This is a genomic window from Streptomyces sp. NPDC098781 (genome assembly GCF_044759995.1).
Taxonomy (GTDB): Bacteria; Actinomycetota; Actinomycetes; order Streptomycetales; family Streptomycetaceae; genus Streptomyces.
Genome location: NZ_JBIWAK010000006.1, coordinates 239,603 through 263,162, shown reverse-complemented (window position 1 = coordinate 263,162; position 23,560 = coordinate 239,603). Strand labels below are relative to the sequence as shown.

The following is a 23,560-nucleotide window of genomic DNA, read 5'->3' as shown; positions in this document are numbered from 1 at the left end:
CCGGTGGGGCATGATGGGGCGCATGGGGACCGAGGGCGGCAACTTCCGTGTGATCGCGGGGCGTTACCGCCTCGAGGTGAGGCTCGGTCGCGGCGGCATGGGCGTCGTATGGCGGGCGACCGACCAGTTGCTCGGGCGCCAGGTGGCCGTCAAGGAGCTGCCCTTCGACGACTCGCTCTCCGCCGCCGACGCCCGGCGGCAGCGGGAGCGCACGCTGCACGAGGCGCAGGCGGTGGCGCAGCTCAGCCATCCGCATGTCATCGTCGTCCATGACATCGTCGAGGACGACGATCGTCCGTACATCGTCATGGAGTTGATCGACGGTCACTCCCTCGCCGACCTGATCGCGGCGCACGGTCCGGTGGGCGCGCGGGAGGCCGCCCGGGTCGGCGCCGACCTGCTGAGCGCGCTGCGCACGGCGCACGCGGCCGGGGTGCTGCACCGGGACATCAAACCGGCCAACGTCCTCGTCGAGAGCGGCACCGACCGCGTCGTCCTCACCGACTTCGGCATCGCCCAGGTGCCAGGCACGCCCACGCTCACCGAATCCGGTTCCTTCGTCGGCTCGCCCGAGTACACCGCGCCCGAGCGGATGTCGGGCGCCGGGACCGGGCCCGCCTCCGACCTGTGGTCGGTGGGGGCGCTGCTGTGTGCGGCGCTGAGCGGTGAGTCGCCGTTCCGGCGCGACTCGTTGAGCGGCGTCGTGCTCGCCGTGGTGTCCGACGAGATCCGTCCGCCCGCGCAGGCGACACCGATCCTGTCCGTCGTGCAGGGGCTGCTGGAGAGGGACCCGGGGCAGCGGCTGGACGCGGAGAGCGCGGAACGGATGCTGAGGGATTTCCTGGAGACGGGGATCGACCTCGCACCGGTGCCGAAACGGTTCAGCAGGGCGCAGCGCCCGTACTCGCCCCGCAGTGTGCTGGCCACCGTCGTGCTGGTCGCCGCCATGGCGGTGGCGGGGGTGTCGGCGGCGGCGCTGCTGGTGACCGGGGGCGGGGACGGGGGTGTCGTACCGACGGCGAGCACTTCGACGAGACCCCCCAGCACGACGCGACCCCCCACCACGGCGAGGCCTCCCACCACGGCGAGGCCCCCCAGCCCGGCGAGACCCTCCAGTGCGCCCAGCCCGTCCCCCTCATCTCCCACATCCCCCTCATCTCCCTCACCCACCACGTCGGCCCCTGCGACCCCCACACCCGCCAACTCCGAATAAAGGGGGGATAAGTGGCAACCTGAGTCACGGGTCTGTGACCGGAAACAGTTCGCCCTGGCTGCTGGAGCCCTTGCCGCGATATGGATGGAGCCATGAGCAGCAACGGGGGAGCCCCTTACCGGTCCGACGAGCCGACGAGTTTTGAACTGCAACCTCCGCAGCCGAACGCGCACGCGCCCGTCCCTCACCAGGACAACCCGTACGCGACCCCCGTCGGGCCCGTACCGCCCACCCCCGACCCCGGCACCGGACGTCTGATCGCCGGCCGCTACCGGCTGCTCGCCAAGCTCGGGCACGGCGGCATGGGCACGGTCTGGCGGGCCAAGGACGAGACCGTGGACCGCGAGGTCGCCGTCAAGGAGCCCCGCGTCCCGGATCACCTTCCCGAACGCGAACGCGCCAACGCCTATGAGCGGATGCGCCGCGAGGCACGTGCCGCGGCCAGGCTCGATCACCCGGCGGTCGTGAACGTGCATGACGTCGCGGTCGTGGACGGCCGGCCGTGGATCGTGATGGAGCTGGTGCAGGGCCGTTCGCTGGGCGACGCGTTGCAGGAGGGCACGCTCGGCGCCCGTGACGCGGCGAGAATCGGCCTCGAAGTGCTCGGCGCGCTGGAGGCCGCGCACACGGCGGGCATCCTGCACCGTGACGTGAAGCCGGACAACGTCCTCCTCGGCCGTCATGACCGTGTCGTCCTCACCGACTTCGGTATCGCCCAGATCGAGGGCGAGACCAATCTGACCGACACCGGCGGCTTCGTCGGCTCGCCCGAGTACATCGCGCCCGAGCGGGTGCTGGGCCAGCGTCCGGGGCCGGCGAGCGACCTGTGGTCCCTGGGTGTCGTGCTGTACGCGGCGACGGAGGGCGTCTCGCCGTTCCGCCGCAGCAACACCCCCGCGACCCTCCAGTCGGTCCTCAACGCCGTACCCGCACCGCCCGCGGCCGCGCAGGGCCCGCTCGCCGAAGCCATCAACGGCCTCCTCCAGAAGGACGCGGCACGCCGCCCGAACGCCGCGCAGACGCGTGCGCTGCTGGAGCAGGCGGCCGAGCCGCCGTCGCCGGCCGCCACCCAGGTCGTACGGATCGCCGGGGACGGCGGGGACGGCGGGGACGGCGGGGACGGCGGGGGCGGTCAGGGCGGCATACGGCTGGGGCGCAAGGCGTTGCTGGGGACCGGTGCGGCGGTCCTCGCGGGGGCGGTGGCGGCGTATCTGGTGATCGCCGATCCGTTCGCGGGGCCGCTGCCGGACGGCTGGAAGGTCCGTGAGGAGAAGGCACTCGCCGCCTCGCTGGCCGTGCCCCAGGGCTACAAGCGGGCCACGCCCGAGGCCGACGACGACGACCACTGGGTCACGTACACCGACCTCAGCGGGGCCATCTCGATCGGGTTGCGGCTGGACAAGAAGGCGGAGGACACGAGCAAGGACATCGCCGGGTCCGCCGCGGCCGAGATGTACGACGACGACGGGGACTTCAAGGAGACCGGCGAGTACGAGATCGGCATGCCGGCGAACCCGGGGACGACCCCGAAGGAGACCACGTACCAGGGCCGGAAGTCCGCCGAGAACACGATCGTCTACACCGCGAACGACACCCAGAACCCGCGCCCGCGCGAGATGCGGATCTTCTACTACAAGACGTCCGCCGGGGACATGTACAAGCTCACCGTCAACTACCCGGGCAAGGGCGACTTCACCGACCGCGGACGTGAGGTGGCGCGGACGACCATCGCGAACCTGGAGATCGGCAAGCTCTGAACTGGCGAACCGCCCACCCCGCAGGGTAGGCATGGGGCATGAGCGAAGACGGTGGCGGCACCGGCCCCAACGGGCGTGTGATCGGCGGGCGTTACCGCCTCGTCGAGCGCATCGGCTCGGGTGGCATGGGCACCGTCTGGCGGGCACTCGACGAGCTGGTGGAGCGTGAGGTCGCCGTCAAGCAGCCGAGGCTGCCGGGCGACCCGGAGGACGCCGGCCATCAACGCGCCTCCCACCGGCTCTACCGCGAGGCCCGCGCGGCCGCCCGCGTCGACCATCCGTCGGCCGTCACCATCCACGACGTCGTCGTCGAGGGCGGACTGCCATGGATCGTCATGGAGTTGGTCCGCGGCGAGTCCCTCCACGAGGTCCTCCAGCGCGGCCCGGTGGAGGCGTCCGAGGCCGCCCGCATCGGCGTCGCCGTCCTGGGCGCCCTGCGTGCCGCGCACACCGTCGGGATCGTCCACCGTGACGTCAAGCCCGCCAACGTGCTGCTCGGCGCACACGACCGCGTCGTCCTCACCGACTTCGGCATCGCCCATATCCAGGGCGAGGAGTCCCTGACCGTCAGCGGGGAGTTCGTCGGCTCCCTGGAGTTCATCGCCCCCGAGCGGATGTCCGGCCGGGGCGCCGGGCCCGCCTCCGACCTGTGGTCGCTGGGCGTGCTCCTCTACGCCGCCGTGGAGGGCTGGTCGCCCTTCCGCCGTACGACCCTGGAGTCCACGCTCGCCGCGATCCTCGCCGCCGACCCGCCCGAGCCGAAGCAGGCGGGCCCGCTGGGATCGCTGCTCGTGCGACTGCTGCTGAAGGACCCCGAGCGCCGGCCCGACGCCGACGAGGTCACGGCGGTGCTGGAGGCGGTGGCGGAAGGGTGGCCGGTGCCGGAGCCCGTCGCCGGTTCGGGGACCGCCGGGCCGCAGGACGCCTCGGTGTTGCGGGAGTTCGCGGAGGATTCGGGGACCGTACGGCTTGGGCATGGCTTGAAACCGGAGCCGGAGCCGAATCCGGAGCCGGGGACGGAACCCGCCTCGGAATCGGAGCCGGGCCCGGACCGGGACCCGGACCGGGACCCGGACCGGGACCCGGACCCGGAGCAGAGCCATGAGCCGAACTCCGCCAAGCCCGCGCACCGCCCCCGGCTCCTCCGTCCCGCCCCAGTCGCCGCGCTCGCCGTCCTCCTCCTGGCCGGCACCTGGCTCACCACGACCCACGTCATCGCCGACAAGGGCGACGAGGTAGGGAAGAAGACGGACCCCGTCCGCACCTCGGCCCCGCTCGACCCCACGTCCACGCCGGCCCCCACCCCGACCGCCGCCAACTGGATCGCGCACCGCGAGAAGGACATGGACGCCGTCCTCTCGCTTCCTCCCGAGTACAAGGAGGCCGCGCGCGAGGGCGGCGCCGCCGACCCGCCCCGGCTGGTCGTCTACGACATCGGCCTCGTCCAGGTCCGCCTCACCCAGTGGGACAAGGCGCCCCGCCCGCTCCTCGACCAGGCCCAGGAGGCGCACGACACCTGGGACAGCTACCGGCACGACGCGAGCACCCAGGCCACCCGCACCACCTTCAAGGGCTACGACGCCGTCCTCTCCGACACCACTTTCGGCAAGGAGGAGTCCCCGACCCGCGTCATGCAGCTCATCGTCGTCACCGGCGACGACCGCATGTACGAACTGCGCGTCGACATGCCCAAAGGCACGCCCACCGAGAAGAAGGGCACCGCGGTCTTCAAGGGCGCCCGTGACCGACTCGAGATCGAGTGACCCGGCACCGACCCGGACCACGCCCTGATCAGGGCGTTCGTTGCCAGTGGACACTGGCGTCATGTGAGCAGTCGGTGAATCCCCATTACCGACGGGTACACAAAGCTCTCGCTCCGGCATACCCTGCGCCTCATGACGGACGCGCAGGCCCCGGCCAAGACCGGCACCAACCCCCTCGCCCCCGCACCGCAGGGCGCCCGTACCGCTGCCGATGTGGTCACGCCCGAGCTGGTGGCGCAGCTGACCAAGGGCGTGGTCGGCTCCGGCCGTACCGCCAACCACACGCCGTTCACCGGCGAGAAGCTGGCCGACCTGCCGGAGTCGACGCCCGAGGACGTGGCGAAGGCCTTCGAGGCGGCCCGCAGGGCGCAGGCCGTCTGGGCCCGGGTCCCGGCGCGGCAGCGCGCCGCGGTCCTGCTCCGCTTCCACGACCTGGTGCTCGAACGCCAGGCCGAGGTCCTCGACCTCATCCAGCTGGAGACCGGCAAGGCCCGTCTGCACGCCCATGAGGAGGTGCAGGCCGTAGCCGTCGCGGCCCGCCACTACGGCCGTAAGGCCCCCGCCTACCTCAAGCCCAAGCGGCACACGGGCGCGATCCCCACGCTCACCAAGGTCACCGAACTGCGCCACCCGCGCGGCGTCGTCGGCCAGATCGCCCCCTGGAACTACCCCCTGGAGCTGTCCGTCGGTGACGCGCTCCCGGCGTTCGTCGCGGGCAACGCCGTGGTGATGAAGCCGGACACGGAGACCTGCCTCACCGCGCTCTGGGCCCGTGACCTGCTGATCGAGGCGGGACTGCCCGCCGACGTCTTCCAGGTCGTGCTCGGCGAGGGCCCCGTCGTCGGCCCCGAGGTCGTCAAGCACGCCGACTACGTCTCCTTCACCGGCTCCACCCGCACCGGCCGCGAGGTCGCCCAGGGCGCCGCCGCCCGTCTGGTCGGCGTGTCCCTCGAACTCGGTGGCAAGAACGCGATGCTGGTCCTCGAGGACGCCGACGTGGAGAAGGCCGCCGCGGGCGCGATCCGCGCCTGCTTCTCCTCGGCCGGTCAGCTGTGCATCTCCATCGAGCGGTTGTACGTCCACGAGTCGATCGCCGACGCCTTCGTCGAGCGCTTCTCCGCCCGCACCAAGGCGATGCGGCTCGGCACCTCCCTGGCGTACGGCGCCGACATGGGCTCGCTGGTCGGCGATCGTCAGCTGGAGACGGTCACCCGGCATGTGGAGGAGGCCGTCGCCAAGGGCGCCAAGCTGGTCGCCGGAGGGGTGGCCCGCCCCGATGTCGGCCCGTACTTCTTCGAGCCGACGATCCTCGACGGCGTCGAGGCGCCGATGGCCGTCTGCTCCGAGGAGACCTTCGGCCCGGTCGTCTCCCTCTACCGCTTCAAGACCGAGGACGAGGCGATCGAGCACGCCAACTCCACGCCGTACGGCCTCAACTCGTCGGTCTGGACGAAGGACGGCGCCCGCGGCCGCGCGGTCGCCGCCCGCCTGCGCACCGGCACGGTCAACGTCAACGAGGGCTATGCCCCCGCCTACGGCAGCGTCCAGTCTCCGATGGGCGGCATGAAGGACTCCGGCCTCGGCCGCCGGCACGGCTCCGAGGGCATCCTCAAGTACACCGAGGCCCAGACGGTCGCACAGCAGCGGCTGCTGCCGATGGCGCCGTCGCTGGGCATGGACGACGAGAAGTACGCGCAGTTCATGAGCCGGAGCCTGCGGGTGATGAAGGCGCTGCGGTTCAAGTAGGAACACCCCGTTCTCAATGAGGAGAGCACGTGCCACAGGACACCTATGACTACGACGTGATCGTCGTCGGATCGGGCTTCGGCGGCTCCGTCACGGCCCTTCGTCTCACCGAGAAGGGCTACCGCGTAGGTGTCCTGGAGGCCGGCCGCCGCTGGACCCGCGAAACCCTGCCCAAGAACTCCTGGGACCTGAAGAACTACCTGTGGGCCCCCAAGTTCGGCATGTACGGCATCCAGCGCATCCATCTGCTCGGCAACGTCATGGTGCTGGCCGGCGCGGGAGTCGGCGGCGGTTCCCTGAACTACGCGAACACCCTCTACGTACCGCCGAAGGCATTCTTCGACGACCCGCAGTGGCGTGACATCACCGACTGGCAGGACGAGCTCAAGCCGTACTACGACCAGGCCCAGCGCATGCTGGGGGTACGGCTCAACCCGACGATGACGCCGTCCGACGTCCATCTGAAGGCGGCCGCCGAGCGGATGGGCGTCGGCGACACCTTCCACATGGCGCCGGTCGGGGTGTTCTTCGGGGACGGCAAGGACGCCGGGGGTGAAGCCGAGGCCGGGCCGGGCGAGGAGGTCGCCGACCCGTACTTCGGCGGCGCGGGTCCGGCGCGCAGGGCGTGCAACGAGTGCGGCGAGTGCATGACGGGCTGCCGGCACGGCGCCAAGAACACGCTGAACGAGAACTACCTGTACCTGGCCGAGAAGGCGGGCGCGGTCGTCCACCCCCTGACCACGGTCGTCTCGATCACCGACGACTCGCAGGGCGGCTACGCGGTGGCGACCCTGCCGACCAACCGCGGGAAGAAGGGCGGGGGCCGGCTGTTCAAGGCCCGCCGAGTGGTGATCGCCGCCGGCACGTACGGCACCCAGACCCTGCTGCACCGGATGAAGGCCGGCGGCCAGCTCCCGCACCTGTCCGCGAAGCTGGGCGAGCTGACCCGTACCAACTCCGAGGCCCTGGTCGGCGCCCAGACCGACAACCGGCGCTACCGCAAGGCGACCGGCGAGGCCAAGGTCGACTTCACGCGCGGAGTGGCCATCACGTCCTCGATCCACCCGGACGAGAACACCCACATCGAGCCGGTCCGCTACGGCAAGGGCTCCAACTCGATGGGCGGCCTGTCGATCCTCCAGGTGCCGTACGCACAGGGCCGCTCGCGCGTCGGCGCCTGGCTGGCCAACGCGGCCCGCCATCCGCTCCTCGTCGCCCGCTCCCTGTCCAACCGGCGCTGGTCGGAGCGGACCATCATCGGCCTGGTCATGCAGTCCCTGGACAACTCGCTGACCACGTACCTGAAGCCGAACGGCGTCGGCAAGGGCCTGTTGACGGCACGTCAGGGTCATGGCGCGCCCAACCCCAAGCAGATCAAGGCCGCTTCGGAGGCCGCGTCGGTCATCGCCGCCGACATCAACGGCTTCGCCGGTTCCAACGTCGGCGAGCTGATGGGCACGCCCCTCACCGCGCACTTCCTGGGCGGCTGTCCGATCGGCGACTCGCCGGAGACCGGTGTCATCGACCCGTACCACCGCCTCTACGGCCACCCCGGTATCTCGGTCGTGGACGGCGCCGCGGTCTCGGCCAACCTGGGCGTCAACCCGTCCCTGACGATCACCGCACAGGCCGAGCGGGCGATGTCGTTCTGGCCCAACATGGGCGAGGCCGACCCGCGTCCGGCGCAGGGAGCGGCGTACGAACGCCTGAAGCCGGTCGAGCCGCAGTCCCCGGCGGTGCCGGCGGAGGCGTTCGGGGCGCTGAAGCTGCCGTTCCTCGGGATGCCGGCGGTGCCGCCGAAGAAGTAGGCCCACGGGCTCACGGCCGGACGGCCGACCCGACCAACAGAGAAGGACCTGCGCCCCCCTCCGAGCGCAGGTCCTTCTCTGTCTTGCCGGCAGTTCTTACGAGGCTCAGGCCTCGGCACCGACCTTGCGGCGCTTCATCGCGAACACGACACCGGCACCGGCGACGATGGCGATACCGCCGACCGTGCCGAGGATCGGCAGGTTGGAACTGGAGCCGGTCTCGGCGAGGCTGCCGGCGACGTCGACGTCGCTGACGTCGGAGATGGGCTCCTGGCCGCCGGTCTGCGGCTTGGCCTCCTCCGGGTCACCCGGGTCGGAGCCCGCGGCGAGGATGTCGAAGAAGTAGACCCAGCCGTTCGGGTCGTCGGCCAGCCAGCAGCCGTCCGCGTCCGAGTACTGCGCGAAGCCGCCGGTCAGACCGATGGCGTCGGGCACCTTGCCGCTGACGCTGAGCCGCAGCTTGAACGACGTCGACTGACCGGCGTCGAGGCCGAACGCGGTGAAGGTCGCGCCCTCACCGGCGGCGTCGGCGAGGGTCTGCCAGGCGCCGGCCTGCTTGTCGAAGACCTGGACCTTGATCTCGCCGGAGTAGTCCTCGGAGTCCCAGCCGACCGCGGCGACGCCGATCATCGGCTTGATGTTCTTGATGGCCTCGTCGCCGGAGTTGGACACGTCGAACGAGAAGTCGGTCCAGCCGCTGCCGGCGACGATCGTCTCGGGCAGACCCGACAGACCGCTGTGCAGGTCAGCGCTGAGACCGACCTCCTCCTCGTCCACGTCCTCGCAGAAGTCGACCTCCTCCGGGGCGCTCTCGCTCGCGCTCGGCGACGGGGAGGCGGCGGGGCTGCTGTCGTCGGCGGCCGGGGTGGACTCGTCGGCGGCCGGCGTGCTCTCGTCCGCGGCGGGGGTGCTGTCGTCCGCGGCCGGGGTGGACTCGTCGGCGGCAGGGGTGGACTCGTCGGCGGCCGGGGTGCTGTCCTCGGCCGCGGGCGTGGTGTCGTCGGCGGCCGGCGTGCTCTCCGACACCGGCGGCGTCGGGGTCTCGTCCGTGGCGAACGCGACCGGCGCGGACAGCAGCGCGATCGGCGCTATGACAGCTGTCGTGGCCGCGGCGGCCAGTGCACGGCGAAGCTTCATGAAGACCTCGGAAAGTCCGGAGTGCTGCGGCGTCGCAGCACGCGCTATCGGGAGGCCTCCGCGTGTGGGGCGCGGCTGTGGCCCTTGATTCGCAGGGTTTGATCCGCGACGGCTGTGAATGGTTGTGCCTTCACTAACAGATTTCTTATGTGTCCTGCGTCACACCACCGAAGTGTCCCCTCGGCGGCCCCGAACTGACGTACGCTCAGCCGGCCGACAGCCCGCTGAGAGGAAGCGCACACCGCCGTGACCGACAAGCCGTCCGAAGGCTCGTCCATATCCGACGAGGCTTTGGAGAAGTTCCTCCAGGACGCCGAGCGCGCCCAGGACTCCGTACCGAAGGAACCGTCCGCACGGGCCCGGATGGTCACCGAACGGCTTCGGCAGCAGGACGCCAGGGGCGAGTTGCCCGCGGGCTGGCGCACCGGCCCCGCCTGGCAGGAGATGAACGGCCGCGGCCCGCGCCGCCGCAGGATCTGGAGCGTGCTCGGCGTGCTGCTGGCCGTCGCGGTGGCCGTGATCGCCCTCAAGCCGTCCGCCGTGCTGTCCTGGCTGCCCGGCGGTTCCCGGGACGAGCCGTCCGCGGCTCCCGAGTCACCCCTGGCGGCGGAGACGGCCCGGCCCAGCGGAGCCCCCGCCGACGCCGCCGGACTCCCCACGCGGCAGCGGCCGTTCGCCGGATCCCCCGCCGAGCCCTGGGCCGCCGGAGCGGCCGCCATCGAGGTGCCGAAGGCCAAGGCCGTCGGCGGTGTCTCCGCCGCGGCGATCCGGACGGGCCTGCGGCTGACCAAGGACTTCGTGGTCGCCGCCAACCTCGACCGCGAGGTGATGTACGGCGCCGAACCGAAGGCCGCGCTGGCGCTCGTCGACCCGTTGCAGAAGGAGTACCTGGCCGAGCTGCGCTCCTCGCTGCGCCGGCCCACGGAGAAGAACGACCCCGCGTGGACCTTCACCCGCTTCGACCCCGACGAGGTCGAGCTCGTGGGCACCGAGGTGAAGGTCCGCGGCCGGATGACCGTGGAGCCCGGCGACGGCGCCGGGAAGGCGCTGATCCGGGCCGACTACACCTTCGTGTACGCGCTGGCCGAGGTCGGTGGCGGCAACGAGGTCGCGCGGACGATCGTCCGCCGCATCGTCGAGGTGGACGTCTCGGATCCGGCCAAGTACCAGGGCACCGCGGGGCGCATCTGGGTCAGCGCCATCGACGGCGAGGTCTCCAACGACGACTGCCAGGTGGGTGGTGACGGCCGTATCCACCCGATGTTCCAGTCCGATCTGATCGGCGGCCCCGAGCCCTCCGGCGAGGTGGTCGACCCCTACGACCGCAGCAGGAAACTGGACGGGAAGTCCAGGGACTGCGGCACCGTCTCGCGCACCTGACGCCGCGCCCGGCGGACATGAGAAGGGCCCCGCAGGTGCGAAGCCGCGGGGCCCTTCTATCGTCAGCACCGACGTCAGGGCAGCGTCGGTGCCTGGGAGCGGCGCCGGGGGGTTGCGCCGCTGGTCCGGTCGCCGCGCTCCGTCTCGGCGGACGCGCGGCGGGCAACGTATGGTCTCGACCTCTGGCAGTGCGGCGACGCACGACCGGGCCGGGCAATGCGGGAGTACGGGCGGGACTTGAGGCGGTGAGGCTGGGGACAGCGGTGCCTGAGGCCGTGGGACCCGGGCTTTGTACGCATCGTGCTGGACGGGTGCGGTCACCGCAACCGTTCGGCCCGGTTTTGTACTCCTTGCTTACTTTTCCGCCGGTCGGCCCCGGGCGTCCCCGGAGCCGACCGTTCTCTTGGGTGACCGGGCTGCTGTCCCCTGCCGTCCGGTCACTTTCCTGGAGCGAGGTCCCACGGCGTACGGCGTGATCCGTCCACCTCATCGCTCCAAGCGAGCCACGCGTGGTTCTTTCGGGCCCGCCCCTGGCTGGCACGGACACCGGTACCAACGAAGCGGTACGGGAGGCGTCACGCGCCGTACGGGTGAGAGAAAGGCCGAACTCAGATGCGACCGCGGCACAGTTCGAGCAGCGTCATGGCGAGGGAGGTGCCCGGCTTGCCGAGCGCCTCGCTGTAGTGGTTGAGGATCTCCATCTCCCGGGCGAGGTTCACCCGCCGGCCGCCCGAGGTGATCCGCGCCTCCTGGATCACCGCCGAGACGGCCACGCGTTCCTGGATCAGACCGATGATCCGGTCGTCGAGCGCGTCGATGCGTTCACGGGCGCCGGTGATCACATCGACGGCCTCGGGGGTGTGGGCGCCGGTCTTCTCGGCGGCGGTCGCGGTCATGCGGGGCTCCTGTCAGGGGGTGGGGCCGCCACGGAGCCGACAGGACCCGGAAACGCCAGACGCCCCGGGCCTTGTCGGCCCGGGGCGCCTGGGAAGTCGCTTGTCAGTTGCTCAAGCGGCACGACCATGGCAGCCGGCGGGCCGGGTGCCATAGGTAAAGAGGAAGGTCGTGTGCGTGAGCATGGGGCCAGTATGCCGTGCCGCGCGGGGGCGTCCAAGACGGTTCGCATCCTGAGACGGGCTTGGCCCGAAGGGGGGTCCGTGGATCCCGGTAGACTCGGCCCCACACACACCTCGCTCAACCGCCGGAAGGCAACCCGTGTCATCAGCGAACCCCGCCGCCACCCCCGACACCGTCCTGGTCGTCGACTTCGGCGCGCAGTACGCCCAGCTCATCGCCCGTCGCGTCCGCGAGGCGCGGGTCTACAGCGAGATCGTGCCGAGCACCATGCCGGTCCAGGAGATGCTCGCCAAGAACCCGGCGGCGATCATCCTCTCCGGCGGCCCCTCGTCCGTGTACGAGGAGGGCGCCCCCCGCCTCGACCGCGCCCTCTTCGAGGCCGGCGTCCCCGTCTTCGGCATGTGCTACGGCTTCCAGCTCATGGCGCAGAGCCTGGGCGGCACGGTCGACAACACCGGCGCCCGCGAGTACGGCCGTACCGATCTGCACGTCTCGAAGTCGTCCTCCACCCTGTTCGAGGGCACCCCGGCCGAGCAGCACGTGTGGATGTCGCACGGCGACGCCTGCTCCACCGCCCCCGAGGGCTTCTCGGTGACGGCCTCCACGGACGTTGTCCCGGTCGCCGCCTTCGAGAACGACGAGCTGAAGCTGTACGGCGTCCAGTACCACCCCGAGGTCATGCACTCCACGCACGGCCAGCAGGTGCTGGAGCACTTCCTGTACCGGGGCGCGGGTCTGAAGCCGGACTGGACCACCGGCAATGTCATCGAGGAGCAGGTCGCGGCCATCCGCGAGCAGGTCGGCGACCGGCGCGCCATCTGCGGGCTGTCCGGCGGCGTCGACTCCGCCGTCGCGGCGGCCCTGGTCCAGAAGGCCATCGGCTCCCAGCTGACCTGCGTGTATGTCGACCACGGCCTGATGCGCAAGGGCGAGACCGAGCAGGTCGAGAAGGACTTCGTGGCCGCGACCGGCGTACAGCTGAAGGTCGTGGACGCGGAGGAGCGGTTCCTCAAGGCGCTCGCCGGGGTCTCGGACCCCGAGGAGAAGCGGAAGATCATCGGCCGGGAGTTCATCCGGGTCTTCGAGCAGGCGCAGGCCGAGATCATCGCGGACGAGGGTCCGGCGGTGGAGTTCCTCGTCCAGGGCACCCTGTACCCGGACGTGGTCGAGTCCGGTGGCGGCACCGGCACGGCGAACATCAAGTCCCACCACAACGTGGGCGGCCTCCCCGAGGACCTGGAGTTCAAGCTCATCGAGCCGCTCCGCCAGCTGTTCAAGGACGAGGTCCGGATGGTCGGCCAGGAGCTCGGGCTCCCGGACGAGATCGTCCAGCGCCAGCCCTTCCCGGGTCCCGGCCTCGGCATCCGGATCGTCGGCGAGGTGACCAAGGACCGGCTCGACCTCCTGCGCGACGCCGACGCCATCGCCCGCGAGGAGCTCACCGTCGCCGGCCTCGACCGGGACATCTGGCAGTGCCCGGTGGTCCTGCTCGCGGACGTCCGCAGCGTGGGCGTGCAGGGCGACGGCCGGACCTACGGCCACCCGATCGTCCTGCGGCCCGTCTCCTCCGAGGACGCGATGACCGCCGACTGGTCGAGGCTGCCGTACGACGTGCTGGCGAAGATCTCGACGCGGATCACCAACGAGGTGCGGGACGTCAACCGCGTCGTCCTCGACGTGACCTCGAAGCCGCCGGGCACCATCGAGTGGGAGTAGCGGACAGGCCCTAGGTGCGCTTGATCGTGCGCACGGGCCGGCCGGGCTGCCAGACCTGGACGACCAGGTACTTGTCGTCCTCCACGTAGGTCCTCACGACCTCCGTCAGCTCGGTACGGAAGAGGTGGAACGGCTCCGGCGGTTCCACCTCTTCGCCGTACGCGGCCTTCTGCGCCGGGTCCTCGACCTCGATCGCCCGCCCGCTGATCCGCACATCGCCGCCGCCCATGGACTGCCCCTCCCCGGGGTTGGCCTGGAGCGCGAAGCGCGGGTCGCGGCGCAGGTCGAGGGCCTTGAGCGAGTCCGGCATCATGCCGAGCCACAGCTCGCCGTTCAGGAAGCGGACCTCCAGGCCGGTGGTGCGGGGGGAGCCGTCCTTGCGGAGGGTGGCGAGGACGTGGTGGGTGAAGGCGCCGAAGCGCTCTTCGGCGGTGCGGGCGAGGTCCGGTTCTGCGGCGGCGAAGGCGGCCCAGTTCGCTGTCATACGGTGAGTGTCGCGCCGATACCCGACATCCGCTGTCTGGTTTCCGGGGCCGACCGGGATCTCGTGGGGGCGGGATCTTTACAGAACAGCTCTGTTCTCCTGCGCTGACCGAGGGTAACTTCCGCCCCGTAAGCAACCCAGTGCTGGAGGACAGATGCACGGGACGCCCCTCGGGCCCACTCCGCCTTCGCCGCTGCCGACCGACCAGCTGCGGTTCGCGATGCCACCGAGGCACGAGTCCCTCGACGACGAGCGCCGGCACCGCAAGGAACGGCTCGCGGGCGCGCTGCGGATCTTCGGACGGCTCGGGTTCGAGGACGGGGTCTCCGGACACATCACCGCGCGCGATCCGGAGTTCAGCGACTGCTTCTGGGTCAATCCGTTCGGGATGCCGTTCAAGCACGTCACCGTCAGCGACCTGGTCCTCGCCAACTCCGAGGGGCAGGTGATCGACGGCCGCTACCACGTGAACCAGGCCGCCTTCACCGTCCACTCCCAGGTGCACGCCGCCCGCCCCGACGTCGTCGCGGTCGCCCACTGCCACTCGGTGCACGGGCGCGCGCTCGCGGCGCTCGGTGAACTCCTTGACCCCATCACCCAGGAGAGCTGCGCCTTCTACGAGGACCACTCGCTCTACGACGCCTACTCCGGGGTCGCCGTGGACGCCCTGGAGGGCCGCCGGATCGCGTCCGCGCTCGGCTCCCACAAGGCCCTCGTCCTGCGTAACCACGGACTGCTCACCGTCGGCGACTCGGTGGACGCGGCGGCCTGGTGGTTCCTGTCCATGGAACGGTCCTGCCAGGTGCAGCTCACCGCCCGGGCGGCGGGACGTCCGGTGCTGATCGAGCATCGGCAGGCGGTGGCCACGCGGGAGCAGCTGGGCGGGGATCTGGTGGCGTGGATCAACTATCAGCCGCTGTGGCAGGACGTGAGCCGAAGCGAGCCGGACCTGCTGAGCTGAGCCGAGGTCCCGGTGCCGGGGCGGTCGCGTGGTCAGAAGCCGCGCAGGACCACCGCCTTCGTCCTGGCGAACTCCTCGTCCGTGAGGACGCCGTCCCGGTGCAGCTCGCCCAACTCGCGGAGCCTGCGCAGCAGTACGTCGTGATGGTCGGCCGGGGGCGGAACGGACGCCGCCGGCTGCGGGCGGTCGGCGTGGTCGATGCCGGTGCGCGTGGAGGGGTGCGGCAGACGTGCGGTGACGGCCGTGGCGATCAGCGCCGTGAGCAGATCGCGCCGGGCGCTGCCCCACAGATCCAGGGCGTACGGGTCCTTCTCCGGCGGTAGTTTGGAGAACACCGTCTCGCGGGTCACGAAGCGCAGGAAGCCGTCCTCGTAGCCGGTGTTGGGCAGCCACTCGACCTGCACGAGGTCGCCCGCGTCGATGATGCGTGGGCCGGTCGCCCGCTTGACCCGCTCGGAGGTGTCGGACCAGTCGATCCGCACCTGGGTGCCGTCGAAGGAGACCGTGCCGTCGGAAGAGCGGACGGAGACCGGGACCGGGGGGCCGGGCAGGAGGTAGGTCTTGCTCGCCTCCCTGGGGATCTGGTCCAGGAGCAGCGCCTGGCGGATCTCCTCGGCGAGGTACTCGGCGACTCCCGCACGGTCGATGTCCACCGTGAGCCGATACGGATCGGCCGTCTCCGGCAGCCGGCCACCGGTCGCCTGGAGCAGCGGGTCGGCGCCCTCGCGCAGCCGCATACGCAGTCGGCCGCGCCTGCGTTCGGGTTCGAAGACGATGCTCGCCACGGCTTCCAGCGGTACGGCGATCTCTCCGTACGTCTGCCGGAACAGCGGCACGGAGCGGTGGAGTCCCGGCGTGATCCGGACCGTTGTGCCGTCGAAGGCCCAGGTCCCGTCGCGCTGGATGATCTCGGCCATGGGGAAATTCTCGCAGCCGGGTCAACACGGTGGTCCTCCGCTCACCCGCGCCCCATGGCCCTGCCGACAGCCGAACGGGCGCTGTACGGCACAATTCGCTGTCGTCGTACGGCAGTTGCAAGCGGCGCCGGCGGTGGCCGAAATCGACGGTGGCCGGTATGTGAGATCCGGCTGCCGGGGGTGGGGCCGTGGGCTATAAGGCGGTGTGGCCGTGTGTTCGTGCGGCCGTGTGCCGGCGGGGTCTGCCGGTGTGAGTCTGCCGGTGTGCCCGTGGGGTCGCCGGTGCGGGTTGTCGGGGCCTGATGGGCGTGGAAGCTCTGAAGGTCGTGGGGTCGGTCGTGAGGTTCGAGGAAGGCAGGCGTCGGGCGTGGCGGTGCAGGAGGCTGGGCAGGGCGGCGCGGTCGTGGGCGCTCACGGGGGCGGCTGCACCTGTGGGGACTGTCCGCACGGTGCGCGTGCGGGGCATCGGCGGGCGGTTGCCGAATTCCTGCTGATGCGGGACGAGTTCGCCGCCGGACAGGGGCTCCCGGCGGCGGTGGCCCACTCGGTCTCGGCCTCCCGGCAGTGGGTCTCCGAGGAGTTGACGCAGTCGGCGGAACTCGTCGCCGAGCGCGGACGGGCCGAAGGCCAGGCGTGGCTGGCTCGGCTGTGGTGGCGTACGGCGAGCGTGGTGTGGGGACTGGTCGTGGCGCTGCTGCTGGTGCAGGCGCTCACGGCGATCGGCACGGGGTGGACCGCCGCGCGCACCGCCGGGCTGCTGGCGGCGGTCGTCACGGCCGGGGTGCTCACGGCCGCGTCGTGGTTCCACCGGGCGCGCGGTGGCGTACTGGCGCCGGTCATCGGGGAGGACAACCGGCTGTCCACCTCACGGGCGGTGGCCGGGGCCTGGGTGCTGTTCGTGGCGTACGCGGTGTTGGTGCTCGTGGGGCGGTTGGCCGCGGCCTCCGGGCACGCGGAGCGCGACGCGCTGATCGCCGGGCTCGATCTGGCGCGCGGGGCCGGTGTGGTGACGGTGCTCGCGGTGGTGTGCGCGATCGCGGTGCTGGTGCGGCGCGTCGTCGGGATGCGGGTGCTCGGGCAGCGGTTGCAGAAGGTGCGTGCGCATCGGCCTCGGGCGGCGGATCTGCTGACGGACGACGCGGGGCGGGGCACGTTCGCCGACATTCAGTACGTCGTGATCGGTGCCGTGGCATTGCTGTTCGCGGCGGTGCGGTTGGGGCGGCGGCCGGATCAGTTGCCCGATCTGCCGTGGGGGCTGGCGGTGGTGGTGCTCGTTTCCGCCGCGACGTATCTGGCGGGGAAGTACGCGGAGGGCGGCCGACCGGTGATTCTCTCGGTGGTACGGGTCCGCGAGGCCGGCGATCTGGACGCTCCGATCCGGACGGGGGACGACATCGAGATCCGGGGGGCCGGGTTCGTGCCGCCCGGGGCGCAGGGGGCGGATCGGTTGTCGCGGATGGTGGTGCGGGTCGGGGCGGTGCATGTGCATGTGCCGTTGGTGCCGGTGGCCGGGGGCTTCAGCAACCCGACGGATGCGGTGCTGACCGTGCCGGTGCCCGTGGAGGTCGAGCCGGGCCGGGTGGAGGTGCAGGTGGTTACCGCGGTGGGCGTGGAGACGAATCGGTACGTGATCGATGTGACTGAGTGACTAGTAACTGAGTGGCGGGTGCCGTCCGGTGCGCGGGCGGGCGATGCCCGCGGCGGCCTGTTGCCGGCCGGTGGGGCGCGGGGGTTTCCCGGAGGCCTTGGCGGGGCGGAGAATGCGGGGCGGTGTGGTTGAGCGGCGCGGTTATTGCGTACGTATGGTCTTTTGAGGGGTCACGGCACGGCGGGCGAGAGGCGGCTACTGGCGATGACTCACGGTATGCACACAGATGCTCACCGTCCCTACCTTGACGGTGGTCGGGACTGGCGGGAGACCGCCACCCGCTACGCGCTGCTGCCGCTGCGCGTCTTTCTCGGCGTCACCTTCATCTACGCCGGCCTGGACAAACTCACCGACAGCGCCTTCATGAAGGACGCCGGGGCGGGCTCGATCGGCGACATGATGCGGGCCGTTCGGGACACGGCGGCCATTCCGGCCATGGTCGACATGGCCTTGGACAACCCGGTGGGCTTCGGATACGCCATCGCCTTCGGTGAGCTGGCCGTCGGCATCGGCACGCTGATCGGGCTGTTCGCCCGTCTGGCGGCGCTCGGCGGGGCGCTCATCTCGCTGAGTCTGTGGTTGACGGTGAGCTGGGCCTCCGATCCCTACTACTACGGCAACGACCTCGCCTACCTGATGGCCTGGCTGCCGCTCGTGCTGGCCGGTGCTCCGCTGCTGTCGGTGGACGCCGCGCTTCGTGCGCGACGACGGCGGCGGACCGGTGCGTATCGGTAGCCGGTCAGTTGGGTGGCTCCTGCTGGGGGCCGACGGGGGTGCGCGGCCTGGTGCGGCGTCTGCTGCGTATCGCTCGGGTCAGGAGTGCCGTCGCCCCTGCCAGGAACAGGCCGAAGACGACCAGGGGGATCACCGCGAACCACGGTGTCTCCCAGGCGCCGCCCGCGTCACCGGCGTAGATGATGCCCGCCAGGGTCAGGAAGCCGCCGGCGACCAGCCTTCCGGGCTGGAACTCATGACGCAGCACGGCTCACCTCCGCCTGTCCGACGCCCACGCTCAGATCGAGGTCCAGCGTGCCCGCGCTCTTGGTACCGGTGGGCGGTTTCAGGGTCAGCTCCTTGTGTTTGCCCGGCGCGACATCCACGTCCCGCTCGTCCTCGCCCGGCAGTTGGATGTCTCCCACGCCGACGTCGATGCTCACCTTCACGGTCGCGTCCTTGGGGACGATCACCTTCAGCCGGCCGACGCCGACGTCCGCTCGCGTCGTCACCGGCTGGTCCCCGGTGAACTTCAGCCGGGTCAGGTCCAGGGTCCCGACGCCCGTCCCAAGCTCGTAGTCCTCCTGCACCTGTGTCGCCGCCGCCGGTCGCCAGTCCTTCTCGATCCAGTGGGTGCTGATGTCCTTGGGCAGGGCGGCCGAGGCGGCCAGCAGGCCCGCGGTGATGACCGCGAGGAAGACGGAGCCCGCTCCCGTGCGGCCCAGGAAGGCGCTGACCGCTATGCCCAGGCCTATGACCAGCAGCGCACAGGCCAGGCCGGTCTGGAGGCTGGTGCCGAGTGTGTCGTCGTGCCAGGTCGCGCCCGTGCCCAGGGCGCCCGCGAGGAGGGCCAGCAGGAACACCCAGCCGCCGATCCAACGGGGGCCGCGGGGCTTGGGCTGCTGGGGGCGTCGGGTCCGGATGTCCTGTCGGCTGCTCCAGGTGTTGCCGAGGCCGATGTTGACGGCCGCCGCGATGTCGCGGTCGCGGGCGTCGCCGGGGCCCCAGAGATAGCCCGTGCCGCCGTCATGGGTGCCGTCCTTGACGATGGGGTCGCGCCACCAGGACGGGTAGGCCGCGGGCACCGGAGGCGCCTGGGCCTCCGGCGGGGCGTCGGCGACGGCCTGCGCGGCGAGCGGGTCGGGGTCGGGGGTGCCGCGGTGCCGCGACCAGTAGCCGGCGCCCGCGAGGAGGAGGGAGAGGACGACGGCGAAGGCCAGCACACCGCCGTTCCTCAGCATGGTCAGGAAGACACCGCAACCGACCAGCGCGAACAGCACGGCCGTCAGCGCCTGACCGTCGACGCGGCCGGTCAGCAGCTTGCGCACCTCGTTCTCGTCCTCGTCGTCGTAGGGGACGAAGAGCCAGGCGAAGCCGTAGAAGATCAGGCCGATGCCGCCGGTCGCCGAGAGGACGGCGAGGGTGATCCGGAAGATCACCGGATCCATGTCGCACTGCCGACCGAGCCCGGCGCACACACCGGCCAGCATCTTGTTTCCCCGGTCGCGCCGGAACCTGTGCGGCGCGTCGAGGACGCCCGCTTCCGCCGGCGCCCCTGTTTCCGCGCCCGGGTGCGCACGTGGTCCCTCACCCGCGGCGCTCGCGGGTGCCGGGCCGGACGGAGTGCCCGTGGTGGGCACGTCGTCCGGCTCGGGCACGGAGTCCGCGGCGTGCTGGTGATCAGTCATGTGTCCATGGTGACGGGCGGGTCGGCCGGATGGGAGTCGGTACGACCCTGGTCGGACCCTGATATCGGCCCTGAGGCGGGTGCGGGGGATGTGTGCGAAACGGCGGCCCGCGAAGATCAGGGGAGTCTAGGGGGTCGACCCTGATGCCCTGGTCGGCCGGGCGTGTGACCATCGATGGCATGCCGGAAGCCGCAGCAGCGCCACTCGTCGAACCGCGGCCGCCGCGCAAGCTCTACCGCAGCAGTGACGGACGCTGGCTCGGGGGCGTGGCGCGGGGGCTGGCCGGGCATCTCGGCCTGCCCGTCATCTGGGTGCGGCTCGTCTTCGTCGGTCTGTTCATGGCGGACGGCCTCGGCGCGTTGCTGTATGCCGCGTTCTGGTTCTTCGTTCCGCTGGGCGTCGGCGGTGTCGACGCGCAGCGGCCGCCCCCCTTCGCCACCGAGACCGCGCCGGACGGCCGGCGCAGACTCGTCGCCCGCAAGCCCGACAAGGGGCAGATCGTTGCCCTGCTCCTCATGGTCGCGGTGGCCATGGTCTTCGTCGGCAGCGTGGACCTGGGCAACGGCGCGAAGGCCTACCTCCTGCCCGCCGTGCTGGTCGGCGCGGGCGTCGCCCTGGTCTGGCGCCAGGCGGACAACGCGCGGCGGGCCCGCTGGATGGAGGTCGGCCGGCGCCGGCGCACCCTCAGCCTGCTGCGCGCGGCGGGCGGCGTCGTGCTGGTCACGGCCGGCGTCTCCGGCATCTTCGTCCTTCAGGGCTCCGCCGCCCACCTCGGCTCCGTCCTCCAGGCCGCCCTGGCGGTCCTCGTCGGCATAACGCTCCTCGCGGGGCCGTACCTGGTCCGGATGACCCAGGACCTCTCCGAGGAACGGCTGATGCGCATCCGGGCCCAGGAGCGCGCCGAGGTCGCCGCGCACGTCCACGACTCGGTGCTGCACACCCTGACCCTGATCCAGCGCAACGCGGAGAACGCGAACGAGGTCCGCCGCCTGGCCCGCGCCCAGGAGCGCGACCTGCGCACCTGGCTCTACAAACCCGAGGGCACCGGCAAGGACGAGGCCGACGAACCCACCGACCTCGCCGACGCCGTGCGGCGCAACGCCGCCGAGGTGGAGGACAAACACGGCGTGCCCATCGAGGTCGTGGTCGTCGGGGACTGTCCGCTCGACGAGAAGATCGGCGCACAGATGCAGGCCGCGCGCGAGGCGATGGTGAACGCCGCGAAGTACGGTGGCGAGGGCGGCGCAGTGCAGGTCTACGCCGAGGTGGAGGGGAAGACCGTCTTCGTGTCCGTCCGGGACCGCGGTCCGGGCTTCGACCTCGACTCGATACCCGCCGACCGCATGGGCGTCAGAGAATCGATCATCGGCCGCATGGAGCGCTACGGCGGTACGGCCCGGCTCCGGGCGGTACCCGACGGCGGCACGGAGGTCGAGCTGGAGATGGAGAGGGCGGAGAAGACGTGATGAGCGACCCGACCGAGGCGAGCGAGCCCGTGGAGCCGACCGGCGGGAGCGTGGGCGAGCGGCATGTGCGCGTGGTCCTCGTCGACGACCACCGGATGTTCCGTACCGGAGTCCAGGCCGAGATCGGCCGGACCGAGCAGACCGGCGTCGAGGTCGTCGGCGAGGCCGCGGACGTCGACCAGGCGGTCACGGTCATCACCGCGACCCGCCCCGAGGTCGTCCTCCTCGACGTGCACCTCCCGGGCGGCGGCGGGGTGGAAGTCCTGCGCCGCTGCGCCCCGTTGATGGCGGACGCCGAACAGCCCGTCCGCTTCCTCGCGCTGTCCGTCTCGGACGCCGCGGAGGACGTGATCGGGGTGATCCGGGGCGGTGCGCGCGGTTATGTGACGAAGACGATCACGGGCACCGACCTGGTCGACTCCATCTTCCGGGTCCAGGACGGCGACGCGGTGTTCTCGCCTCGGCTCGCCGGTTTCGTGCTGGACGCGTTCGCGTCGACGGACGCGCCGCCGGTCGACGAGGACCTCGACCGGCTCACCCAGCGCGAGCGGGAGGTGCTGCGGCTGATCGCCCGGGGGTACGCGTACAAGGAGATCGCCAAGCAGCTGTTCATCTCCGTGAAGACGGTCGAGTCGCATGTGTCGGCGGTGCTGCGCAAGCTCCAGCTGTCCAACCGGCATGAGCTCACGCGGTGGGCGACGGCACGACGGCTGGTCTGAGGTCTGAGCTGGCCCGAGCGCCGTACCGCCGCTACCGCCGTGCCGGTTCACACGACCCGCGTGGCCCCCGCGAACGGCATCTCGTCGAGCGGGGCCACCCGGACCGGGGCCGACGGGTTCGGGGCGTGGATCATCTGGCCGTTGCCGATGTAGAGGCCCACATGGCTGACGCCCGAGTAGAAGAACACCAGGTCGCCCGGGAGGAGTTCGGAGCGGGAGACACGGCGGCCCGCGTCGATCTGGGCGTAGGTCGTGCGCGGCAGGGAGATGCCTGCCGAGCGGTAGGCGGCCTGAGTGAGGCCTGAGCAGTCGAAGGCGTTCGGGCCGGTGGCGCCCCAGACATAGGGGCTGCCGAGCTTGGCGTAGGCGTAGGAAATGGCGGCAGCGGCACGGGAGTTGGGGGCTTGGGCCGTGGCGGAGCCGGCGGCGGCCAGGGCGTCGCGGGCGCCGGTCGCGGAGCGGGTGGCGCGGTCGGTGCCGCTCTGCTGGAGCTGTGCGCGTTCCTCGGCGGGCAGCCGGGCGAGCAGGTCCCGGGCCTCGTCCAGCTTGCCGGTGAGCGTCTCCTTGTGGCGTTTCAGCTCGGCCTGGCGGGACTTGAGCGAGGTCAGTTCGATGTGCGCGGCGCCGCGCAACTGCTCGATCTCGCGCAGCTGTCTGCGCACGTCGGCGACGGAGGCCGCCTGGCGGTTGCCGGCGCGTTCGGCGAACTCGGCACCGGCGAGATAGCGGTCGGGGTCGTCGGAGAGCGCAAGCTGGAGCGCCGGGTCGACGCCACCGTCGCGGTACTGGGCGGCGGCCATCGAACCGAGTGCTTCGCGTGCCGAGTTGAGCTGGTCCGTCTTGCGGGCGGCTTCATCCTGGAGCGTCCTGATCCGCTGCTCGGCGGCGTCCGCCTTCTCCTTCGCCCCGTTGTACTTCTCGGTGGCGGCCTCCGCCTCCTGGTACAGCTGGTCCACCTTCGCCTTCACCTGCGCCGGTGTCAGCTGGGGTTCGGCGTGTCCGGTCCCGTCGAAGCCCGTCGCCGTCGCCGCGCCCGCCAGTGCGATGGTCCATGCCGTGCGGGCCGTGTTGCCACCGATGCCACCCATGCCGCCGACCGTGCGCCGGCGGGGCTTTCTGTGCGCTGCCACGTGGACTGCACGTCCTTTCCTACGACCGCCCGGTCCCGTGGCCTCCGCCTGGGTGGCGGACCGCGGGGGTACTCCAGCCCCGGAGGAGCGGCGGGTGTACGGACGCCTGGGGGGAGCGGACGTACGACCGCCCGGGGCGGGTCACGCGTCCGGCGGCGGCCTGCACAGGGGGAGCGGGCCGCCGCCGGACTTTTCTCGGCGGTGGTGGCCGACTGCCGCCCCTGGCCCGGGCGGCG

19 protein-coding genes are annotated in these 23,560 nt (G+C 71.5%); 12 read left to right on the top strand and 7 right to left on the bottom strand.

All coding sequences use genetic code 11. From position 1 onward, the window contains the following. The first annotated feature begins 22 nt into the window (after nucleotides 1-22). From ACIQWG_RS25530 to ACIQWG_RS25510, 5 genes are all read left to right on the top strand, one after another. Nucleotides 23-1,213: a serine/threonine-protein kinase gene (locus ACIQWG_RS25530; protein WP_404099899.1), complete on the top strand. Its 1,191-nt coding sequence runs from the start codon at nucleotides 23-25 to the stop codon at nucleotides 1,211-1,213. 92 nt (nucleotides 1,214-1,305) lie between these two features. Continuing rightward, nucleotides 1,306-2,970 (top strand): serine/threonine-protein kinase, encoded by a 1,665-nt coding sequence (locus ACIQWG_RS25525; RefSeq protein ID WP_404099897.1) that lies wholly within the window; start codon nucleotides 1,306-1,308, stop codon nucleotides 2,968-2,970. A 38-nt stretch (nucleotides 2,971-3,008) separates the two neighbouring features. Continuing rightward, a complete protein-coding gene (locus ACIQWG_RS25520) occupies nucleotides 3,009-4,733 on the top strand; it encodes a serine/threonine-protein kinase (protein ID WP_404099895.1) in 1,725 nt (574 codons plus the stop codon). Nucleotides 4,734-4,865: 132 nt separating this feature from the next. Beyond that, nucleotides 4,866-6,479: a succinic semialdehyde dehydrogenase gene (locus ACIQWG_RS25515; protein WP_404099893.1), complete on the top strand. Its 1,614-nt coding sequence runs from the start codon at nucleotides 4,866-4,868 to the stop codon at nucleotides 6,477-6,479. 29 nt (nucleotides 6,480-6,508) lie between these two features. Then, nucleotides 6,509-8,287 carry a GMC oxidoreductase gene (locus ACIQWG_RS25510; protein WP_404099891.1) on the top strand — a complete coding sequence of 593 codons (1,779 nt, stop codon included), beginning with the start codon at nucleotides 6,509-6,511 and terminating at the stop codon, nucleotides 8,285-8,287. Nucleotides 8,288-8,392: 105 nt separating this feature from the next. On the opposite strand, the gene ACIQWG_RS25505 is transcribed toward ACIQWG_RS25510, so the two are convergent. Continuing rightward, nucleotides 8,393-9,424 carry an LPXTG cell wall anchor domain-containing protein gene (locus tag ACIQWG_RS25505; protein WP_404099889.1) on the bottom strand — a complete coding sequence of 344 codons (1,032 nt, stop codon included), beginning with the start codon at nucleotides 9,422-9,424 and terminating at the stop codon, nucleotides 8,393-8,395. 246 nt (nucleotides 9,425-9,670) lie between these two features. Between ACIQWG_RS25505 and ACIQWG_RS25500 the strand changes: the two genes are divergently transcribed. Then, a complete protein-coding gene (locus ACIQWG_RS25500) occupies nucleotides 9,671-10,804 on the top strand; it encodes a hypothetical protein (protein WP_404099887.1) in 1,134 nt (377 codons plus the stop codon). A gap of 608 nt (nucleotides 10,805-11,412) precedes the next feature. Here ACIQWG_RS25500 and ACIQWG_RS25495 read toward each other — a convergent pair. Then, complete coding sequence (locus ACIQWG_RS25495) at nucleotides 11,413-11,700, bottom strand: chorismate mutase (protein ID WP_404099885.1); 288 nt, start codon at nucleotides 11,698-11,700, stop codon at nucleotides 11,413-11,415. A 319-nt stretch (nucleotides 11,701-12,019) separates the two neighbouring features. Here ACIQWG_RS25495 and guaA point away from each other — a divergent pair, with 319 nt between their 5' ends. Then, entirely contained in the window at nucleotides 12,020-13,597 is a 1,578-nt protein-coding gene (guaA, locus tag ACIQWG_RS25490; RefSeq protein ID WP_404099883.1) for a glutamine-hydrolyzing GMP synthase, read from the top strand. A gap of 10 nt (nucleotides 13,598-13,607) precedes the next feature. Here guaA and ACIQWG_RS25485 read toward each other — a convergent pair whose 3' ends face one another. Then, nucleotides 13,608-14,081, bottom strand: a complete 474-nt coding sequence (locus ACIQWG_RS25485) for a pyridoxamine 5'-phosphate oxidase family protein (protein ID WP_404099881.1) — start codon at nucleotides 14,079-14,081, stop codon at nucleotides 13,608-13,610. 154 nt (nucleotides 14,082-14,235) lie between these two features. Here ACIQWG_RS25485 and ACIQWG_RS25480 point away from each other — a divergent pair, with 154 nt between their 5' ends. After that, nucleotides 14,236-15,042 carry a class II aldolase/adducin family protein gene (locus ACIQWG_RS25480; RefSeq protein ID WP_404099879.1) on the top strand — a complete coding sequence of 269 codons (807 nt, stop codon included), beginning with the start codon at nucleotides 14,236-14,238 and terminating at the stop codon, nucleotides 15,040-15,042. A gap of 32 nt (nucleotides 15,043-15,074) precedes the next feature. Here the strand turns inward: ACIQWG_RS25480 and ACIQWG_RS25475 are convergent, their stop codons facing one another. Then, nucleotides 15,075-15,959, bottom strand: coding sequence for a DUF4429 domain-containing protein (locus ACIQWG_RS25475; protein ID WP_404099877.1), 885 nt, complete (start codon nucleotides 15,957-15,959; stop codon nucleotides 15,075-15,077). 367 nt (nucleotides 15,960-16,326) lie between these two features. On the opposite strand from ACIQWG_RS25475, the gene ACIQWG_RS25470 reads away from it, so the two are divergent. Both ACIQWG_RS25470 and ACIQWG_RS25465 read left to right on the top strand, forming a co-directional pair. Beyond that, complete coding sequence (locus tag ACIQWG_RS25470) at nucleotides 16,327-17,607, top strand: hypothetical protein (protein ID WP_404099875.1); 1,281 nt, start codon at nucleotides 16,327-16,329, stop codon at nucleotides 17,605-17,607. A 204-nt stretch (nucleotides 17,608-17,811) separates the two neighbouring features. Further along, nucleotides 17,812-18,342, top strand: coding sequence for a DoxX family protein (locus ACIQWG_RS25465; protein ID WP_404099873.1), 531 nt, complete (start codon nucleotides 17,812-17,814; stop codon nucleotides 18,340-18,342). Nucleotides 18,343-18,346: 4 nt separating this feature from the next. Here the strand turns inward: ACIQWG_RS25465 and ACIQWG_RS25460 are convergent, their stop codons facing one another. Together ACIQWG_RS25460 and ACIQWG_RS25455 are read right to left on the bottom strand one after the other, a co-directional pair. Continuing rightward, nucleotides 18,347-18,589, bottom strand: coding sequence for a hypothetical protein (locus ACIQWG_RS25460; RefSeq protein WP_404099871.1), 243 nt, complete (start codon nucleotides 18,587-18,589; stop codon nucleotides 18,347-18,349). Further along, entirely contained in the window at nucleotides 18,576-20,009 is a 1,434-nt protein-coding gene (locus ACIQWG_RS25455; RefSeq protein WP_404099869.1) for a PspC domain-containing protein, read from the bottom strand. Before ACIQWG_RS25455 ends, ACIQWG_RS25460 begins: the two co-directional genes overlap by 14 nt. Before the next feature lie 143 nt (nucleotides 20,010-20,152). Between ACIQWG_RS25455 and ACIQWG_RS25450 the strand changes: the two genes are divergently transcribed. Together ACIQWG_RS25450 and ACIQWG_RS25445 are read left to right on the top strand one after the other, a co-directional pair. After that, nucleotides 20,153-21,475 carry a PspC domain-containing protein gene (locus ACIQWG_RS25450; RefSeq protein ID WP_404099867.1) on the top strand — a complete coding sequence of 441 codons (1,323 nt, stop codon included), beginning with the start codon at nucleotides 20,153-20,155 and terminating at the stop codon, nucleotides 21,473-21,475. After that, a complete protein-coding gene (locus tag ACIQWG_RS25445) occupies nucleotides 21,475-22,194 on the top strand; it encodes a LuxR C-terminal-related transcriptional regulator (RefSeq protein ID WP_404099865.1) in 720 nt (239 codons plus the stop codon). The genes ACIQWG_RS25450 and ACIQWG_RS25445 overlap by 1 nt, the downstream gene beginning before the upstream one ends. A gap of 47 nt (nucleotides 22,195-22,241) precedes the next feature. Here the strand turns inward: ACIQWG_RS25445 and ACIQWG_RS25440 are convergent, their stop codons facing one another. Then, nucleotides 22,242-23,324, bottom strand: coding sequence for an NlpC/P60 family protein (locus ACIQWG_RS25440; protein WP_404099864.1), 1,083 nt, complete (start codon nucleotides 23,322-23,324; stop codon nucleotides 22,242-22,244). Nucleotides 23,325-23,560: the final 236 nt, after the last annotated feature.

Coding starts and splice junctions, on each gene's coding strand:
- ACIQWG_RS25445 (WP_404099865.1), top strand. CDS start 21,475: ATGAGCGACCCGACCGAGGCGAGCGAGCCCGTGGAGCCGACCGGCGGG.
- ACIQWG_RS25480 (WP_404099879.1), top strand. CDS start 14,236: ATGCACGGGACGCCCCTCGGGCCCACTCCGCCTTCGCCGCTGCCGACC.
- ACIQWG_RS25485 (WP_404099881.1), bottom strand. CDS start 14,081: ATGACAGCGAACTGGGCCGCCTTCGCCGCCGCAGAACCGGACCTCGCC.
- ACIQWG_RS25505 (WP_404099889.1), bottom strand. CDS start 9,424: ATGAAGCTTCGCCGTGCACTGGCCGCCGCGGCCACGACAGCTGTCATA.
- ACIQWG_RS25465 (WP_404099873.1), top strand. CDS start 17,812: ATGACTCACGGTATGCACACAGATGCTCACCGTCCCTACCTTGACGGT.
- ACIQWG_RS25495 (WP_404099885.1), bottom strand. CDS start 11,700: ATGACCGCGACCGCCGCCGAGAAGACCGGCGCCCACACCCCCGAGGCC.
- ACIQWG_RS25525 (WP_404099897.1), top strand. CDS start 1,306: ATGAGCAGCAACGGGGGAGCCCCTTACCGGTCCGACGAGCCGACGAGT.
- ACIQWG_RS25455 (WP_404099869.1), bottom strand. CDS start 20,009: ATGACTGATCACCAGCACGCCGCGGACTCCGTGCCCGAGCCGGACGAC.
- ACIQWG_RS25520 (WP_404099895.1), top strand. CDS start 3,009: ATGAGCGAAGACGGTGGCGGCACCGGCCCCAACGGGCGTGTGATCGGC.
- ACIQWG_RS25530 (WP_404099899.1), top strand. CDS start 23: ATGGGGACCGAGGGCGGCAACTTCCGTGTGATCGCGGGGCGTTACCGC.
- ACIQWG_RS25475 (WP_404099877.1), bottom strand. CDS start 15,959: ATGGCCGAGATCATCCAGCGCGACGGGACCTGGGCCTTCGACGGCACA.
- ACIQWG_RS25450 (WP_404099867.1), top strand. CDS start 20,153: ATGCCCTGGTCGGCCGGGCGTGTGACCATCGATGGCATGCCGGAAGCC.
- ACIQWG_RS25515 (WP_404099893.1), top strand. CDS start 4,866: ATGACGGACGCGCAGGCCCCGGCCAAGACCGGCACCAACCCCCTCGCC.